Raw genomic sequence first — 18,097 nt, 5'->3', positions numbered from 1 at the left:
GCCTCCCTGTGGATCGCGGTTGCTGGGTTACTGCAGCATCGCGTTGACCATCTCCATGTCCTTCAGGTCGATCGAGCCCGCCGACTGCCGCAGCTGCAGCTGGTCCAGCACCAACTGGTGGCGGGACTGCGAGTAGCTGCTCTCGGCCTGGGTCAGCGTCTGAATCGCGTTGAGCACGTTCAGCATGGTCTGGGTGCCCACGTCGAAGCCCGCACGGGTCGCTTCCAGCGCCTTCTGGCCCGAATCCACCGAGGCCTTGTTCGCTTCCACCTGGCTGATGCCGGCGAGCACCGAGCGGTAGAAGTTCAGCGTGTCGCGCACCACCTGGCGGCGGGTCGACTCCAGCGTGTCCTGCGCTTCATCGCGCTGGTAGATCGACTGGCGTACCCGGGACTGCGTGGCGCCGCCCGAAAAGATCGGGATGTTCACCTGCAGGCCGACCGTGGTGCCGTATTCGCCATTGCCGCGGATGTTGGAGCTGCCGTTCTCGAACCAGGTGGTGTCCTTGCCACGCGACACCGAGGCGCTCAGCGTGGGCAGGTGGCCCGCGCGCGCCGCGTCGATCGTGTGCTCAGCCGCCTGCACGCTGTACTGGCCGGCCTGGATGGTGGCGTTGGTCTTCAGCGCCGACTGCACCCATGCGTCCGGATCGGCCGGGGTCGGCGCGGTCAGCGGCAGGTCTTCGCGCAGCTTCTTCAGATCCGTCACCGGCTTGCCGGTGATCTGGGTCAGCGCTTCCTTGGCGTCGTTGAGGGTGTTCTGCGCGGCGATGGTCTGCGCCTTGGCCAGCTCGTAATAGGACTTGGCCTGATAGACGTCCGTCACGGCCGACAGGCCCACCTTGAAGCGCTGGTCGGCTTGGTCGTAGGCCTCCTTGTAGGCGTCCTCGTTGGCCTTGGCGAACACCATGGCGTCCTGGCTGGTGAGCACGCTGAAATAGGCCGCGGTGACGCGGACGTAGAGCGTCTGCAGCGCGGCTTCATAGGTCGCGTCCTGCGACGAGGCCTGCGAATGGGCCGCCGACAGGTTGGCCCACTGGCTCAGGTCAACGATGGACTGGTCCAGGGTCGCCGAGAGCGACCGGGTGCGCGAATGCCCCTGGCCCTGGATCGTGCCGTTGGAGAGGTTGCTGCCGGTGGACTGCTGGGTCACGCCGAAGCTGCCATTGAGCTGCGGCAGCATGACGGCGCGAGCCTGGGTGACGTTTTCACCGGTGGCCAGGCGCGTGGCTTGTGCCTGCGAGAGCACCGGATCGTTGGCGCGGGCTTCTCGGTATGCATCCAGCAAGTCCTCGCTGTGGCCAGCCAGCGGGAGCGCCGACAGGGCCAGGGCAAGGGTCAGAAGCTTCAAGCGCATGGGTTGCCTCATGTTTGGGGAATGGGTTCAGAAAACGAAGCGGCGCGGCGGTTCGGCGTGCTTCAGGTACGGCAGATCGGTTTCGAACAGCGACTCTTCGCGGTAGCGGCCGTTGCCCTCGTGGGTCAACAGCAGCACGTGCTGCACCGGCGAGTCGCCGCGCACCACCAGCAGGCGGCCGCCGGGCTTGAGCCAGGACAGGAAGCGCTGCGGAATCTGGTGCACCGCGCCGGTCACGACGAGCGCGTCGAAAACGCCGGACGGCTGCCAGCCGCTGACGGCTTCACCCACTTCCAGCTTCACATTGGCGATGCCGGCGCGTGCCAGACGATCGCCCGCTGCCGTGATGAAATCGGCATGGATATCCACGCTGGTGACACCGGCCGAAAGCTTGGCCATGCAAGCGGTGAGGAAACCGGAACCCGTGCCGATTTCCAGCACCTGGTCGGTCGGCGTGAGCTCCAGTGCCTGCAGCACGCGACCCTCGACCACCGGCTTCATCATCACTTCGCCGTGGCCCAGCGGCAGGGTGAGGTCGGCGAAAGCCAGCTGGCGATGCTCGGGGGCAACGAAGTCTTCGCGGCGCACGGTGCCGAGCACGTCGAGTACGCGTGCATCCAGCACTTCCCAGGGGCGCACCTGGTTTTCCACCATGTTGACCCGCGCCTGTTCGAAGTTCATCGCCATCTTGCTTGCGTCCTGTTCAGATCGGAAAAAAGGCTAAAAAGCATAAGCGCTTAGCCATCTTCCGACAATGTGCAAAGCCTGCGGCCTGGTCCAGGCGCTACGAAGTGCCGGAAGTCATCGCGCGCGGTTGACGGAAGTCATGCGTGGCGCGGTGTCCGCGGACACCCAGGCGCTACGGCGGTACAGTTTCGGTGTGCTGCCGAGCATGCCCGCGGGCAATCTTGCGAGGGCATCTTCCATGGCTTGATGCAAGGAGGCGTCAAGACGGCCCACGCGCGCCTGGGGCGACTCTTCGCCCCGGCTGTGGGCCGCCACGGCCAGCCAGGCAAGCCAGCGCGCCAGACGGCTGCGCTCGACCGTGTCCAGGCTGGCCAGTGCCGCGCGAGCCGCGAAGGCCGCCTGGCGAGCTCCCGCCTGGCCTCGCTCAAGCCAGCTGGCCACGGCGCGCTGGGCGAGCCGGTAGGCCGGACTGAGGGAAAGTTCTGCGATAGTGGTGGACATGAGGGAAGCCGTGTATCGTGGCCATGGAAAAATACTAAACCGCCGCGTATACTAAACGCCTGTTATCCGTTTGTGAAGCCATTTTGTGAAGGTGTAATTAATCATGAGCACGATCCCGCAAACCAAGCCTCAGGGGCCCGGCCGTCCCAAGGACATGGAAAAGCGCGCGGCGATCCTGGAGGCCGCCAAGGCCCTGTTCATCCGCAACGCCTTTGCCGGCACCAGCATGGACGCCGTGGCAGCCGAGGCCGGCGTGTCCAAGCTCACCGTCTACAGCCACTTCGGCGATAAGGACAACCTGTTCCGCGAGGTGATCCGAGCCCGCATACAGGATCTGCTGCCCGAAGATACGTACCAGTACGTATCCGACGAGCCCATCCGCGAAACCCTGGAACGCATCGCCCTGCACCATGTGCGCCTCGACTGCGACGTGCAGAACGTGGGCACCTTCCGCGCCATCCTCAGCGATTGCCGCCAGGGCAATCCCCGCTACGGCAAGTTGCTGTGGGAGGAAGGCCCGGAGCGTGGCCATGCGCTCATGAAACGGTTGCTGCAGCAGGCCGTTGACGACGGCAAGCTGGATATTCCCAACATCGCGCGCGCCGCTGGCCAGCTGATCTCGCTGATCAAGGGCGAGATGCTGATGCGCCGCATGTTCGGTTGTGAGGAGTGCGCGCAGTCCTACGCCGTGGAACTGGAACAGACCGCCCGCGATGGCGTGGAGATGTTCCTGCGCGCCTACCTGCCGCGCTGAGTTCCACCGCAGCCGCTTGCTGCGGTCGCACTCGCGGCCGACCCCGCTTCGTGCTCAAATAGCTTCCTTGAAGCGGGGGTGCCGGCAACAGCCGGCTGAGAGAGTCCCTTCGAACCTGATGCGGCTAGTACCGCTGTAGGGAGCTTCGCCGCACGGCACTTGAGTCCGTGCGTCCGGCGCCGTCGCTTCTGTTGCTTGTATGCGATCCCTTCGCATCGCCCCGCACACCCCACGTGCGGACCCCAACAAAAGCACGTCCCCTAGGGGACATCGCCTCGACCCGGACGGACACACGCCGATGAATGCCCTGCCCACCGACCTCGCGCGCGCCGCGCAGGAACTCTCCGAAGCCGTGACGCGCCCGATCCCGGGTTCGCGCAAGATCCATGTGCAGGGCAGCCGCCCCGACCTGAAGGTGCCGCTGCGCGAGATCTGCCAGGCGCAGACGCCGACCCTGTTCGGCGGCGAGGCGAACCCGCCGATCACCGTCTACGACACGTCCGGTCCCTACACCGACACCGACTACAAGGTGGACTTGGTCACCGGCCTGCCGGCCCTGCGCGCTGGCTGGATTGCCGAGCGCGGCGATACCGAGCAGCTGACGGGCCTGAGCTCCGCCTTCGGCCGCCAGCGCGCTGCCGACCCGAAGCTCGATGCGTTCCGCTTCACCGCCACGCATGCGCCGCGTCGCGCCAAGGCGGGCGCCAACGTCACCCAGATGCACTACGCGCGCCAGGGCATCATCACGCCCGAGATGGAATACATCGCCATCCGCGAAAACCAGCGCATCGAGGCGCTGCACGCCAGCGCGCTGCTCAACCAGCACCCGGGCCAGTCGTTCGGCGCGGCGCTGCCGAAGCTGATCACGCCGGAATTCGTGCGCGATGAAGTGGCACGCGGCCGCGCGATCATCCCGGCCAACATCAATCACCCGGAAGCGGAGCCGATGATCATCGGCCGCAACTTCCTCACCAAGATCAACGCGAACATCGGCAACTCAGCAGTGTCCTCCGGCATCGCCGAGGAAGTGGAGAAGCTGGTGTGGTCGATCCGCTGGGGCGGCGACACCGTGATGGACCTGTCCACCGGCAAGCACATCCACGAGACGCGCGAGTGGATCATCCGCAACTCGCCGGTGCCGATCGGCACGGTGCCGATCTATCAGGCGCTGGAAAAGGTCGACGGCGTCGCCGAAAACCTCACCTGGGAAATCTTCCGCGACACGCTGATCGAGCAGGCCGAGCAGGGCGTGGATTACTTCACCATCCACGCCGGCGTGCTGCTGCGCTTCGTACCGCTGACCGCCAAGCGCGTCACCGGCATCGTCTCGCGCGGCGGCTCGATCATGGCCAAGTGGTGCCTGGCGCACCACAAGGAAAACTTCCTCTACACGCACTTCGAAGACATCTGCGAGATCATGAAGGCGTATGACGTGTCCTTCAGCCTCGGCGACGGCCTGCGCCCCGGCTGCATTGCCGATGCCAACGACGCCGCGCAGTTCGGTGAACTCGATACGCTGGGCGAACTGACCCAGATCGCCTGGAAGCATGACGTGCAGGTGATGATCGAAGGCCCCGGCCACGTGCCCATGCATCTCATCAAGGAGAACATGGACCGCCAGCTGGAGAAGTGCCACGAGGCGCCGTTCTACACGCTGGGGCCGTTGACCACCGACATTGCGCCAGGCTACGACCACATCACCTCCGCCATCGGCGCGGCGATGATCGGCTGGTTCGGCACCGCCATGCTCTGCTACGTGACGCCCAAGGAGCACCTGGGCCTGCCCAACAAGCAGGACGTGCGTGACGGCATCATCGCCTACAAGATCGCAGCCCACGCCGCTGACCTGGCCAAGGGCCACCCCGGAGCGCAGGTACGCGACAACGCGCTTTCCAAGGCGCGTTTCGAGTTCCGCTGGGAAGACCAGTTCAACCTGGGCCTGGACCCTGAGAAGGCTCAGGAATTCCACGACGAGACCCTACCCAAGGACGCGCACAAGAGTGCACACTTCTGCTCCATGTGCGGTCCCAAGTTCTGCTCGATGAAAATCACGCAGGATGTGCGCGACTACGCCGCGGAACACGGCGTGGGCGAGCAGGAAGCCATCGACGCCGGCATGGCGGAGAAATCCGCCGAATTCCGCGCAGCCGGAGCGCAGCTGTACAAAAACGAGTGAAGGCCGATTCGTGAAATTGCCCGTCCCGTTCATCCAGTTGCCTTTGCAGTTCGACGCCTCGGCGTTAGCACGTGAGATAGCGGGATTCGGGCCGGAGCATTGGCGGGAGCATCCGCAGAAATACCCCGGCAACCTCTGGTTGCCGCTGGTATCGGCCGAAGGCGACCCGGACAACGACTCGTTTTCCGGGCCGATGCGCCCCACGTCCTACCTGCTGCAGAGTCCTTACCTGCGGCAGGTGATGTCCAGGATCGGCGGTGTGTGGGGCCGCTCGCGGCTGATGAAACTCACCGGCCAGGCCGAGGTGTCGCCGCACTTCGACGTCAACTACTACTGGCGCGCCAGGGCGCGCGTGCACGTGCCCATCCTTACCAAGCCCTCCGTGCGCTTCATGTGCGGCGAGGCGGAAGTGAACATGGCGCCGGGCGAATGCTGGATCTTCGACACCTGGCGGATGCATCGCGTCATCAACGCCAATGACGACGAGCGCATCCACCTGGTGGCCGACACCGTGGGCAGCGACGACTTCAGCGAATATGTGCGGCTCGGTCGCATGCCTGGCCATGCCGCGCCGGATGGCTGGCAGGCGGAGCTCATCGAGCCGTCGATGGACGCGACGCCGCCGCTGCGCTTCGAATCGGTGAACCTTCCCGTGGTGATGTCGCCGTGGGAATTGCGCGAGCACATCGGCTTCCTGTTGCGCGAAACCAGGCCGAGCCCGCTACTGGAGCAGGCGCACCAGATAACCGGACGTTTCTTCAATGCGTGGCAGGCATTGTGGGCCGAATTCGGCACGGACCCTGCCGGCTGGCCTGCGTTCCGGCAAACGCTGAACACCTACGAGCAATGGCTGGCCAGCGACGGTGCCGCGCTTCGCCTGGTCAACGACGCCTCGCTGCTCGGTACGATGCGGCTGATGGTGTTCTCCGTGGCGATCAAGGATCGCAAAGGTACGGGCGCCATTCCTGAGGGCTCGGAGCTGCGGCAGTCCATTGGCACCGCCTCATCGCTTGCGCCCCCTGCGGTGCCGGTGTCGCCGCTTCGGCAGGCACCGATCATGACGGGTGCAGCCTCGTTTGAAGTGAAGCCACCCAAACCGCAGGCCGATCCTCAGTTCGAGCGGCCCGTCTTCATCCTGTCCTCGCCGCGCGCGGGATCAACGCTGTTGTTCGAGACCCTGTCACGCGCGCCGGGCCTTTTCACCATCGGCCGCGAAAGCCACGCGTTGATCGAGGGCATTCCGGAACTTTCGCCCGGGCAGCGCGGTTTCGATTCAAACCGGCTCGATGCCTCGGCTGCCACGCGTGCCATCATCGAACAGCTGCGGCAACGGTTTTTTTCCGAACTGCGCGATCGCGACGGCAAGGCGCCGGTGCGCGGGCCGGTGCGCATGCTGGAGAAGACACCGAAGAACGCGTTGCGCGTGCCGTTCCTCGCGCGCGTATTCCCCGAGGCACATTTCGTCTATCTCTACCGCGACCCGCGCGAAACGCTGAGCAGCATGATCGAAGCGTGGGAGTCCGGTCGCTTCGGCACGTACCCCAAGCTGCCCGGATGGAAAGGCACGCCGTGGTCGCTGTTGCTGGTGCCGGGATGGCGCGACCTCAATGGACGTCCCTTGCAGGAGATCGTCGCCGCGCAGTGGGAAGCCACCACGCGCATCCTGCTGGACGACCTGGAGACCCTGCCGGCCGATCGTGTGCACGCGATACGCTACGACGCGTTCCTTGCCGATCCGTCGCGCGAAGTGGCCTTGCTGTGCCGGTCGCTGGGGCTCGGTTGGGATCAGAAACTCGATGGGACGCTGCCGCTCTCGCGCTACACGGTCAGCGAACCGTCACCCGGCAAGTGGCGCAGGCATGGTGCACTCATCGACGATGTGCTTGCTGGCATCCAGTCCACGCGGGAACGTGCCGATCGTTTCGCAACGAGGTGAATTCGGCGCGACGCGTCCTTCGTCGTCGAAGGACGCATCGCAGCCGCCTCGCATTACACGGATGTGTCGCGCTGACGAGACGAACGGAAACGACGCCGCATGATCGGCCTGTTGCGTTGATGGCGTGCGACTTCCTTGAAACCCGCACGCACGAAGGTTGATGCGATCCCCGTGAAGGCGCCGATGTTGTGCTCCGTGGTGTCCCACGGATACGCCTCGATCGCTGGTGCACCGGCCCGGCGCGCGGCATCGACGGCCGCCTTGATCAGCGCACGGGTGACGCCCTTGTTGCGATAGCCGCGCCGAACATAGAAACAGGAGATGGACCAGACAGGGACGGCATCGACCGCGATGCGCGCCTTGCCACCATCGAGCCACGGCAGATCGGCACGCGGCGTGAGTTGGCACCAACCCACGGCCCGTTCGCCATCGAAAGCGAGCAACCCGGGCGGCGGCCCCTGTTCGACGATGTCGCGCAGCGCAGCTTTGTTCTCTTCGCGCGGACGCCGGTGATACAGACTGCCGATGCGCCAATACATGCACCAGCAACCGTTGCACGCACCCTGGCGGCCGAACAGATCTTCCAGCGCGTTCCAGCGTTCCGGCGTCGCGGGATGAATGTTGAGCTTCATGAGGGCAGTGTAGCGCTGCGCAGATTGCGGGTTTTTCACCTGCGTTTCGCGTAGCGCGACCTACGGTTACTGCCATTGCCCAGCCATTCCGACGGAGGCACGCCATGGCATCGAAGCCATTTGTCAGCGACATAGAAAACATCCGCAAGCGCGCCCGCGAACACATTGACAAAGGTGCGATCACCGCGGGTTACAACGGCGATCGCGAAACCGTGATCAAGCTGCTCAACCAGGCGTTGGCCACCGAAATCGTGTGCGTGCTGCGCTACAAATACCACTACTACATGGCCAAGGGCATTCACGCCAAGAGCGTAGCGGCCGAGTTCCTCGAGCATGCGAACGAAGAGCAGCAGCACGCCGACTGGATCGCCGAGCGCATCACGCAGCTGGACGGCGAGCCAAACCTGTCGCCCGAAGGCTTGCTCACGCGCAGCCATTCCGACTATGTGGAAGGCGAAGACTTGGTTGATATGCTCAAGGAAGATCTCGTGGCCGAGCGTATCGCCATCGACAGTTATCGCGAGATCGTCAACTACATCGGTCCCTCCGATCCCACCACGCGGCGTCTGATGGAAGAGATCCTCGCCGTTGAGGAAGAGCATGCGGAGGATCTTGCGACGCTGCTGGACAACCTCGGCAAGAAAGGTGAGCCGGCCAAGCCCGCCAAGGCGCGGCCGCCAGCGAAGAAACCAGGCAAGGGCTGAGTCAGCGGTTCGTTTGCTGCCGCGTTATCGGTTCGAGCTGTCCAACGGGAGAGGCATCATGCGGATGTCGAACCATGTGGCCCGGCAAGGGCACGTGATCCTGCGGGCCGTATTGACGGCCCTGTCCATCGCAGTGCTGCTGGTGTGCATGCTGATGTGGTGGATGACGATGTTCGGCACGCCACAACCCGTCGCTTCGTCTTCCCAAGTGCAGGATGCGTCGGCAAGCACGTCGGAATGAGGCACAAAAAAACGCGCCACCCGAAGGCGGCGCGTTTTCTTAAGAACGATCAAGCTTTCTTGTCGGCTTCGTAGCGTGTGATACCGGAAGTGATCTCGGCCTTCGCTTCATCGGCGCCGACCCAGCCTTCCAGCTTCACCCACTTGCCCTTCTCCAGATCCTTGTAGTGCTCGAAGAAGTGGCCAATGCGCTCCAGCCAGTGGCCGGATACGGACTTGATATCCTTGATGTGCGCGTAACCGGCGAAGATCTTTTCCACCGGCACTACCACCAGCTTCTCGTCGCTGCCGGCTTCGTCGGTCATCTTCAGCATGCCCACCGGATGGCAACGGATCACCGAGCCCGGCACCAGCGGCAACGGCAGGATCACCAGTGCGTCCAGCGGATCGCCGTCGCCGCCCAGCGTGCCCGGCACGTAGCCGTAGTTGCACGGATAGCGCATCGGCGTGGACAGGATGCGGTCGACGAAGATCGCGCCGCTTTCCTTCTCGACCTCGTACTTGACGGGCTCGGCATCCTTGGGGATTTCGATGATGACGTTGATTTCGTCCGGAACCTTGCGGCCGGCGGAGACGAGGTGCAGACCCATGGGCGTGTCCTTGGCGTAGTCAAAAGCAAAGACTGGGAAGGATACGGCAAAAGGTGGTGCATCGCAGCAGTCGACGCTGTCCCGCCGAGCCGCAATTCAGGCTCCGGCAGCGCGATTCCAGGGGCTCAGGCTTGGTAGGGCCGCTCTCGCAACCACTTGGTAGCAATCCATTTTTCGCCCTTGATCACCGGCAGGCCGGCGTGCAGCGAGGCTTGGTCGCCAGTCTCGTACGCGAAATAGACGGCCGAACCACGCAGCGCCGTCACCGTGAGACCCATGGACGGGAAGCCCGTGCCGCCGCCTTCGTCGGGCGTGTTGAGGTACATCACCACGCTGGCGATGCGCTGGCCGCCGCGGGCCGTGACAGCCGCAAAGCCGGGTTGGGTAGGGTCGAACCAGTCGAAATGCGGCTCGTATTCCTGGCCTGGCAGATAATGCAGGATCTGCAGGCCCTCGCCATGGCTGACCGGGATATCGAGCAGCGCTGCGATGCGTTGCTCGATCCGGTCCACCAGTGGCGTTTCGCCGATGCGGAAAAACATGCCCTGGCTGGTGCGCCGCTCGTCCGTCTGGTGGCGGCCATCCACATCGACGGTGAGCGAACGCGCAAGCTGCGGCTTGGCTTCGGCGATCAGCGCATCGCATTCCTCATCGGTGAGCATGTGCTCAAGCAGCCGCACCACGGGCGTATCGGTGCTGAGCGTCACGCGAATCTCATGATCGCGCACGTGCTGGCGCGGTGGCTCCGGATGACGCGTGCGCTGGCCGGTGAAACCCTTCTTGCTCGCCGCCAGCACCGTGGACAGCGGCAGGTTGAGCACGCGCGCCACCATCTGCCGACTCTGCTCGCCGCCATAGCCGGCGTCCTTCAGCAGCCTCAGCAACTCGCCAAGGCTCTGGCCGGAACGGGCCGTAGCGAGGATCCATTCGCGAAGCTCGGGTCGGATCGTGTGTTGGTTCATGCGGGGCGGGTAAGCGTGAACAGGACAGGCGGGCCATGTTACGCGGGGTATGCGGGTAGTTCACGTGAGTGATGCTCCCTCTGCTGAGCGAGGAGAGGGAGCATTACGTGCCAGGTTGGATTCGCCCGATCACGCTTGAGCGACCGGGCGCGTCGCGCTTACAGCAACGGAATGAGCAGCAGCGCCACGATGTTGATGATCTTGATCAGCGGATTCACTGCCGGGCCCGCCGTGTCCTTGTACGGATCGCCCACGGTGTCGCCGGTCACTGCCGCCTTGTGCGCGTCGGAGCCCTTGCCGCCGAAGTGATCGTCCTCGATGTACTTCTTGGCGTTGTCCCACGCGCCGCCGCCGGTGGTCATCGAGATGGCGACGAACAGGCCGGTGACGATGGTGCCGATCAGCACGCCACCCAGCGCCTGCGCACCGGCTTCCGCACCGCCCAGCCACTTGAAGCCGAACACCACCACGACCGGCACCAGCACGGGCAGCAACGAGGGAATCAGCATTTCGCGGATCGCCGACTTGGTAAGCATGTCCACCGCGCGCGAATAGTCGGGCTTGGTGGTGCCTTCCATGATGCCCTTGATCTCGCGGAACTGTCGGCGCACTTCCTCCACCACTGCGCCTGCCGACCGACCCACCGCTTCCATCGCCATCGCGCCAAACAGGTACGGGATCAGGCCGCCGATCAGCAGGCCGATGATCACGTACGGGTTGGACAGGTCGAAGCGGAAATCGACGATGTTCAGATGCTGGGTGAGGTTGTGCGTGTAGTCGGCGAACAGCACCAGCGCGGCGAGGCCGGCCGAGCCGATCGCGTAGCCCTTGGTCACCGCCTTGGTGGTATTTCCCACCGCGTCCAGCGGGTCAGTGACGCCGCGCACTTCCGGCGGCAGGTCGGCCATTTCGGCAATGCCGCCGGCGTTGTCGGTGATCGGGCCATAGGCATCCAGCGCGACGATCATGCCGGTCATGCTGAGCATGGCCGTGGCGGCAATGGCGATGCCGTAGAGTCCGGCCAGTTGATAAGCGCCCCAGATCGCCGCGCACACGGCGAGCACGGGCAGTGCGGTGGACTTCATCGATACGCCGATGCCCGCGATGATGTTGGTCGCATGTCCCGTCGTGGATGCCCGTGCTACGTGCTGCACCGGCGCGTACTCGGTCGCTGTGTAGTACTCGGTGATCACTACCATTGCGCCAGTGAGTGCCAGACCGATTAACGCGCAGCCATAGAGGTGGCCTGCGCCATAGGCAGAGTCGGCCATCAGCTGGCTGGTGATGGGCCAGAATGCGATCGCGGCGAGGATGGCCGAGACGGCCACGCCGGCATACAGCGCATTCATGATCTTGGGACCGCGAGCCTTCACGAAGAAGGTGCCGATCACCGACGCCACGATGGACACGCCGCCCAGCACCAGCGGGAACAGCACGCCATTGCTGCCGGTTTGCTCGGCCATCACGCCGCCCAGCAGCATGGTGGCGATCAGCGTCACCGCGTAGGTCTCGAAAAGGTCCGCGGCCATGCCGGCGCAGTCGCCCACGTTGTCGCCCACGTTGTCGGCGATCACGGCAGGGTTGCGCGGGTCATCCTCGGGAATGCCTGCTTCCACCTTGCCCACCAGGTCTGCGCCCACATCGGCGCCCTTGGTGAAGATGCCGCCGCCCAGGCGCGCGAAAATCGAGATCAGCGAGGAACCGAAGGCGAGGCCGACCAGCGCATGCAAGGCATGCATGGTCTCGTAACCCATGTGACTGAGCACCATGTAATAGGCGGTGACGCCCAGCAGGGCCAGTCCCACCACCAGCATGCCGGTGATCGCGCCGCCGCGGAACGCCACGTTGAGCGCCGCTGCAAGGCCATGGCGTGCAGCTTCGGCAGTGCGCACATTGGCGCGTACCGACACGTTCATGCCAATGTATCCGGTGGCGCCGGAGAGGATGGCGCCGACCGCGAATCCGATTGCCGTGCCCCAATCCAGGGCGAAACCAACGATAAGGAACAACACCAGACCGACGCCGCCGATCGTGGCGTACTGGCGATTGAGATAAGCCTTCGCACCTTCCTGGATCGCGGAAGCGATCTCTTGCATACGTGCGTTGCCCGGCGATTTTGCCAAGATCCAGCGCACGGACAGCGCGCCGTAAAGAACCGCCAGGACCGCACATGCCAGCACGATCCACAAGCCATACTGCTGCAGCATCGGAGCCTCCCCATGGGTGGAAACCACATCGTCGGGGCCCGCCACCGGCACCCCGACACGGCGGCCGCCCTTGCGGGCGGTCTCGCCGAGTATAGGCAGAGGTTGACGACAGTCGTGTTGTGCGACGCAACGCAGGCGGCTTGCGGACACAACACAGGGGTCAGGAGTGCTTTGCGCCGCGGAGTCGCGCGGATTCGTGCGTCGGGGCTGATACACCGGCATCGCTGACGTCGGGAGCGTTTCTTGGCCAGCCTCGGGTTCGTGCCGGCCGTCCCAGGCGGTGCGCTTAGCACGTTCCTCGGCCCATTGCGCCGGACTGGGGTTGATCCTGACAGCACCCTGATCTCCCGCGGCGTCGATCTCCTCCCGCCTCTCGGGCATGTTCCGCTCGGCTGGCAGAAACAACGCCCGATTGCTGATGTCTGGACGGCCACAGGCCCTACAGCATCAGCCGAATTAGCGCTAGCACCGAAGTCAGCCCCAATCTGAACAGCAGCAAGCCATATCTCAAAACGGATCATTTCAGACAGGTCTCATAGATCGACCCCGACGCCGTTCCTACGATGCCCACAGTCGCACAGCCTCTCCGCTGCTGCTGCCGGAATCTCCGAAAGACGCTGTCGTCAGGGCCGCAGGAAGTGCCGCCCAAGGCGCATTTCAACGATTCTCGATGGTGTTGCTGGCCCAACGGCCAACACAGCCATGCCGGGCAGGTTTGTGCATTCGTTTTCCTTCTCAAGGGTAATGGGCATGAACCGCATCTATCGCATCGTCTGGAACGCCTCCCTGCATCGTTGGGTGGTGGCCTCGGAAATCGCCAAGGGACGCAAGAAGAAGGCCTCCGTGCACCGGCTCGCCGCCGCCGCAGCCTATCTCGCCATGGGCGCTGCAGGGGTCGCCCACGCAGGCCAGGCCTGCACGGTGGATACCCCCTGGCTCACCGCCCCGACGGCCAGCGGCACCACGGCGCTGGCCTGCGGCGATGCCGCCTTGGCATCGGGCGATTACACGATTGCGCTGGGGGCGCAGGCCGGTGCCACCGGCCCGAACTCCGTGGCGATCGGTCTGGCCGCGAGCACCACGGGTGCCGACGAGGTTGCCATCGGCAATGGCGCCAAGGCGTCCGGTACAGGAGGCCCCGGCGGCATCGGCAACATCGCCATCGGTGCGAACGCCACCAACAACAACGTGGGCGACGGCGGCATCGTCATCGGCCGCAATGCCACCATCAGGGACAACGGCGGGAATGGCGCCGTCACAGGAGCCTCCTCGATCGCCATCGGCGATGGCGCGACTGTCTACGGCAGCAACACGATCGCCATCGGAGCGGGTGCCCAGACCACACACTCCCAGAACCTCGCCTTTGGCAACAATGCCAGCGCCACCGGCAACACCGGTGCCATGGCGGTAGGCAACAACGCCAGCGCCAGCGGTACGGGCGGCATGGCCATCGGCAACGGCGCACAGAGCGTAGGCGCGAATACCACGGCCATCGGTGCAGCGGCTTCCGCCACCGCCACCAATAGCATCGCACTGGGCCAGAACAGCCTGGCGAATCGTGCCAATGCCGTTTCTATCGGTGCCGCAGGGGCGGAGCGCCAGATCATCAACGTCGCCAAGGGCACGGGCGACACCGATGCTGTCGATGTCGCGCAGCTCAAGGGCGTGACGACGGCGTTGGGTGGTGGCGCGACCGTCAACCCGGACGGCACCATCAAGGCCCCCACGTACAACGTGGCCGGCGGCACGCAGACGAACGTCGGTGCGGCATTGAGTGCGCTAGACATCGCCACCGTGCAGTTCAATGGCGCCGGTGGTGCAGCCAATGTCAAGGGCAAGAAAATCGTCAACGTCGCTGCCGGCGATCTGACGTCCGCCAGCACGGACGCGATCAACGGCGGACAGTTGTATGAAGTGGTCAATGGCGGCACCAAGTACTTCCACGCGAACTCGACACTGGCCGACTCCTCCGCGACCGGCGCGGACGCCATCGCCATCGGCCCGGTTGCCGATGCAAGTGCCCCCAACAGTGTGGCCATGGGGAACAAGGCGACAGTCAGCGCGAATGCAAACCAAGGTTTGGCGCTGGGTTCATCGAGTGCGGTGTCGTCTTACAACGGAGTGGCGCTTGGCAACAAGGCGACGGTCAGCACCAGCGCGAACCAGGGCATGGCGCTGGGCTCCGGGACGACAGTGTCATCCGGCAACGCGGTGGCGCTTGGCAGCAACGCCGCGGTCAGCGCCAGCGCCGACCAAGGCATGGCGTTCGGAAACCAGAGCGCGGTCCTGGCGGGCACCAACGCGATGGCGCTTGGCAACCAGAGTGCTGTTTCGTCGACCAACGCGATAGCGATGGGCAACAAGGCCACGGTCAGCACCAGCGCGAACCAGGGTATGGCTTTGGGTTCCGGGACTTCAGTGTCGTCGACGAACGCGGTGGCTCTCGGCAACAACGCTGCGGTCAGCGCAGGTGCGAACCAGGGCATGGCGCTGGGTTCGACGAGTACGGTCTCCGCTGCCAACGCGGTTGCGCTTGGCTCAGGCGCGAATGCCACCGCCGCGAACTCGGTGGCACTCGGCGCGGGTTCAACAACAACGGCCAATCTGGCCACGCCTGGCTACCAGCCCGGCGCGACAGCTGTGCAAGGAACAGCGTCAGCGGCCAAAGGCGAGGTGTCGATTGGCAAATCTGGTTCGGAACGCCGCCTCACCAACGTGGCGGCAGGCGCCGCAGCAACCGATGCTGTCAATGTCAGCCAACTGCAGTCCGAAGACGTCAAGGTCAACCAACTTGGCACGACTGCGGCTTCGGCACTTGGCGGCGGCGCGACCTACAACACGACCACCGGAGCAATCTCGGCACCGACCTACGCGCTTACAAACGCCAACACCATCAACGGCACCACGGGCGCGGCGACGAACGTCGGCACGGCTTTCGACAAGGTGGACGCCGCTCTCGGCGGGCTGAATACATCCGTCAGTAACGTCTACAACGCCGGCACCAAGTACTTCCACGCCAACAGCACCGGTGCCGACAGCCAGGCCCTCGGTGCCGACAGCGTCGCCATCGGCCAGGGTGCGGTCGCCAACAACGCCAACGACGTCGCGCTGGGCACCGGTTCGATCACCGCGGCCGCAGTCGCCACGCCGGCCGGCACGATCAACGGCAAGGACTACACCTTCGCCGGCGGCGCGCCGACCAGTGTCGTCAGCGTCGGCAGCGTCGGCGCCGAGCGTCAGATCACCCACGTCGCCGCCGGCCAGGTCACGGCCACCAGCACCGACGCGGTCAATGGTTCGCAGTTGTACGCGACCAACCAGGCCGTCGAGGCCGCCACCGCCCAAGCCAGCCAGCTCGCGCAGGATGCCCTGCTGTGGGATCCGGCCGCCAATGGCGGGGCTGGCGCCTACAACGCCAACCACGGTGGCAGCGGTTCGAACAAGATCGTCAATGTCGCCGCCGGTGAGCTCTCCGACTCCAGCCACGATGCGGTCAATGGTTCGCAGCTGAATTCGACGAATCAGCAGGTGACGACCAACACGACCAACATCAGCAACCTCGATGGCCGCGTGACCACAGTGGAAGGAGACATCACGACCATCAACGGCCAGCTGGCCGACGCGGTGATGTATGACTCCCCGGTACACGACAAGGTAACGATGGGTGGCCGGGCGTCGATCGATGGTGGTGTGACGGGCGGTACGACCATCGCCAACGTGCATCAAGGCGAGCTGTCGTCCACGAGTACCGATGCGGTGAACGGCGCACAGCTTTACGCTACCAACCAGAATGTCAGCAATGTTGCCAATACCGTGAACAACATCGTCAACGGCGATGGCATCAAATATTTCCATGCGCATTCAGCGCTAGCTGACTCCGAGGCAGTGGGCGAGGACGCCGTCGCCATCGGCGGCAATGCCAGGGCCACGGCCGACAACTCGGTGGCCCTGGGCGCCCATAGCACGACCACTTCTGACCTGACGGCAGCTGCCTATGGCGCTGGCTCCGCGACCCTGGCCGGCACGACACCGGTGGGCGAGGTATCGGTGGGCTCCAAGGACAATGAGCGCCGCATCACCCACGTGGCAGCCGGTGCGGACGACACCGATGCGGTGAACGTGTCGCAGCTCAAGTCCTTCTCTTCCGCCATCTCCGGGCTGGTTCAGGATGCCGTGCTGTATGACAACAGCCAGCATCTGGCGGTCACCCTTGGTGGCCTCGGCGCAAGCGTGCCGGTCACGCTGCACAATGTGGCGCCGGGCGTGGCGGGTACGGATGCCGTCAACCTTGATCAGCTCAACGCGCTGCAGGGCCAGGTCACCAGTATCGATGCGCGCGTCACCCACATCGAGAATGGTGGGGGCAGTGGCAGCGGCAAGCTCCCTTACATCGAAGGCAACAGCGGCAAGGCGAGCAACGCCGACGCGTTTGTAGGCGACTCGGCGGGCGTGGCGGTTGGCTACAACGCAAATGCCACGGGCGAGAACTCCTCTGTCCTCGGACAGAACGCGACGGCGCTGGGCGATTACGGCACCGCGGTTGGCAATGACTCCTATGCGGCAGGTGCCCATGATACGGCGCTCGGTGGCAATGCCGCCGTGTACGGCGACGGCAGCGTAGCCGTGGGTGCCAATGCCCAGTCGAATGATTCGGCAACCAACGCCGTCGCGGTGGGCGCCGATACACGCGTGAATGCCGCCTCGGGCACGGCCATCGGCCAGGGTGCAGTAGTGCAGTCGCAGGCCAGCGGGGCGGTGGCGCTGGGCCAGGGTTCGGTGGCCGATCGCGCCAACAGCGTGTCGGTGGGCTCCGCCGGCAATGAGCGGCAGATCACCAACGTGCAGGCCGGCGTGCAGCAGACAGACGCAGTGAACGTGGCACAGCTCAGGGGCGCCACCGATGCGCTGGGTGGCGGTTCCACCATCGACGGCAACGGCAACATCGTCGCGCCGAGCTATCACGTGGGCGGCAACACTTACAACAACGTGGGCGACGCCATCACCAATCTGGACAGCCGGCTCAACGACAACTTCTACCAGGTCAATAGCCGGATCGACCGCGTCAGCCGCCAAGCCAGTCGCGGCATCGCGTCGGCCTCGGCGCTGGTGATGGCCACGCCGTACATGCCGGGCCGCACCATGCTCAATGCCGGTATGGCTAGCTATCGAGGCCAGACGGCGCTGGGTGTTGGCGTATCGCGCTGGAACCAGAGCGGCCGGGTGAACGTCAACGCAGGCATCTCCGCCGCACGCAATGACCAGCCCGTGTTCCGCGTGGGCGTGGGCATGGTGTTCGGCGACTAAGGACAGCGCCGTCGCGGGGTGGCGAAAGCCACACCCGCGTCGGCCGGA

General features: G+C 64.8%; 13 protein-coding genes and 1 riboswitch. Of the genes, 6 read left to right on the top strand and 7 right to left on the bottom strand.

Translation table 11 applies throughout. The features are described 5' to 3' along the window. Nucleotides 1–27: 27 nt before the first annotated feature. The 3 genes from VFG49_RS16610 to VFG49_RS16600 form a co-directional block, all read right to left on the bottom strand. Entirely contained in the window at nucleotides 28–1,356 is a 1,329-nt protein-coding gene (locus VFG49_RS16610) for a TolC family outer membrane protein (RefSeq protein ID WP_324862558.1), read from the bottom strand. 27 nt (nucleotides 1,357–1,383) lie between these two features. Further along, entirely contained in the window at nucleotides 1,384–2,043 is a 660-nt protein-coding gene (locus VFG49_RS16605) for a protein-L-isoaspartate O-methyltransferase (protein WP_324862557.1), read from the bottom strand. A gap of 114 nt (nucleotides 2,044–2,157) precedes the next feature. Then, a complete protein-coding gene (locus VFG49_RS16600) occupies nucleotides 2,158–2,544 on the bottom strand; it encodes a hypothetical protein (protein WP_324862556.1) in 387 nt (128 codons plus the stop codon). Nucleotides 2,545–2,647: 103 nt separating this feature from the next. On the opposite strand from VFG49_RS16600, the gene VFG49_RS16595 reads away from it, so the two are divergent. The 3 genes from VFG49_RS16595 (at nucleotide 2,648) to VFG49_RS16585 (ending at nucleotide 7,410) form a co-directional block, all read left to right on the top strand. Beyond that, nucleotides 2,648–3,298, top strand: coding sequence for a TetR/AcrR family transcriptional regulator (locus VFG49_RS16595; RefSeq protein WP_324862555.1), 651 nt, complete (start codon nucleotides 2,648–2,650; stop codon nucleotides 3,296–3,298). Nucleotides 3,299–3,362: 64 nt separating this feature from the next. Next, nucleotides 3,363–3,457, top strand: a riboswitch (TPP riboswitch). 139 nt (nucleotides 3,458–3,596) lie between these two features. Then, complete coding sequence (gene thiC, locus VFG49_RS16590) at nucleotides 3,597–5,474, top strand: phosphomethylpyrimidine synthase ThiC (protein ID WP_324862554.1); 1,878 nt, start codon at nucleotides 3,597–3,599, stop codon at nucleotides 5,472–5,474. Between the two features lie 10 nt (nucleotides 5,475–5,484). After that, nucleotides 5,485–7,410 carry a sulfotransferase gene (locus VFG49_RS16585; protein WP_324862543.1) on the top strand — a complete coding sequence of 642 codons (1,926 nt, stop codon included), beginning with the start codon at nucleotides 5,485–5,487 and terminating at the stop codon, nucleotides 7,408–7,410. A 53-nt stretch (nucleotides 7,411–7,463) separates the two neighbouring features. Here VFG49_RS16585 and VFG49_RS16580 read toward each other — a convergent pair whose 3' ends face one another. After that, the gene (locus tag VFG49_RS16580) at nucleotides 7,464–8,042 is read right to left on the bottom strand and encodes a GNAT family N-acetyltransferase (protein WP_324862541.1); all 579 of its coding nucleotides are present in this window, start codon (nucleotides 8,040–8,042) and stop codon (nucleotides 7,464–7,466) included. A 104-nt stretch (nucleotides 8,043–8,146) separates the two neighbouring features. Here VFG49_RS16580 and VFG49_RS16575 point away from each other — a divergent pair, with 104 nt between their 5' ends. Beyond that, on the top strand, nucleotides 8,147–8,746 hold the full coding sequence (locus VFG49_RS16575; protein WP_324862539.1) for a ferritin-like domain-containing protein: 600 nt from the start codon (nucleotides 8,147–8,149) through the stop codon (nucleotides 8,744–8,746). Nucleotides 8,747–8,804: 58 nt separating this feature from the next. Further along, the gene (locus VFG49_RS16570; RefSeq protein ID WP_324862537.1) at nucleotides 8,805–8,987 is read left to right on the top strand and encodes a hypothetical protein; all 183 of its coding nucleotides are present in this window, start codon (nucleotides 8,805–8,807) and stop codon (nucleotides 8,985–8,987) included. Between the two features lie 49 nt (nucleotides 8,988–9,036). Here the strand turns inward: VFG49_RS16570 and ppa are convergent, their stop codons facing one another. The 3 genes from ppa to VFG49_RS16555 all read right to left on the bottom strand — a co-directional run bounded on the left by ppa (nucleotide 9,037) and on the right by VFG49_RS16555 (nucleotide 12,745). Continuing rightward, nucleotides 9,037–9,576 carry an inorganic diphosphatase gene (gene ppa, locus VFG49_RS16565; protein ID WP_324862535.1) on the bottom strand — a complete coding sequence of 180 codons (540 nt, stop codon included), beginning with the start codon at nucleotides 9,574–9,576 and terminating at the stop codon, nucleotides 9,037–9,039. 125 nt (nucleotides 9,577–9,701) lie between these two features. Further along, on the bottom strand, nucleotides 9,702–10,538 hold the full coding sequence (locus VFG49_RS16560) for a 2OG-Fe(II) oxygenase (protein ID WP_324862534.1): 837 nt from the start codon (nucleotides 10,536–10,538) through the stop codon (nucleotides 9,702–9,704). Nucleotides 10,539–10,696: 158 nt separating this feature from the next. Beyond that, the gene (locus VFG49_RS16555) at nucleotides 10,697–12,745 is read right to left on the bottom strand and encodes a sodium-translocating pyrophosphatase (protein WP_324862532.1); all 2,049 of its coding nucleotides are present in this window, start codon (nucleotides 12,743–12,745) and stop codon (nucleotides 10,697–10,699) included. 750 nt (nucleotides 12,746–13,495) lie between these two features. Between VFG49_RS16555 and VFG49_RS16550 the strand changes: the two genes are divergently transcribed. Continuing rightward, entirely contained in the window at nucleotides 13,496–18,049 is a 4,554-nt protein-coding gene (locus VFG49_RS16550) for an ESPR-type extended signal peptide-containing protein (protein ID WP_324862529.1), read from the top strand. Nucleotides 18,050–18,097 lie beyond the last annotated feature (48 nt).

Origin of the sequence: Dyella sp., from assembly GCF_035685885.1 — a bacterium.
In the GTDB taxonomy this organism is placed as follows: Bacteria; Pseudomonadota; Gammaproteobacteria; order Xanthomonadales; family Rhodanobacteraceae; genus Dyella.
This window is presented reverse-complemented; position numbering and strand designations above follow the sequence as displayed.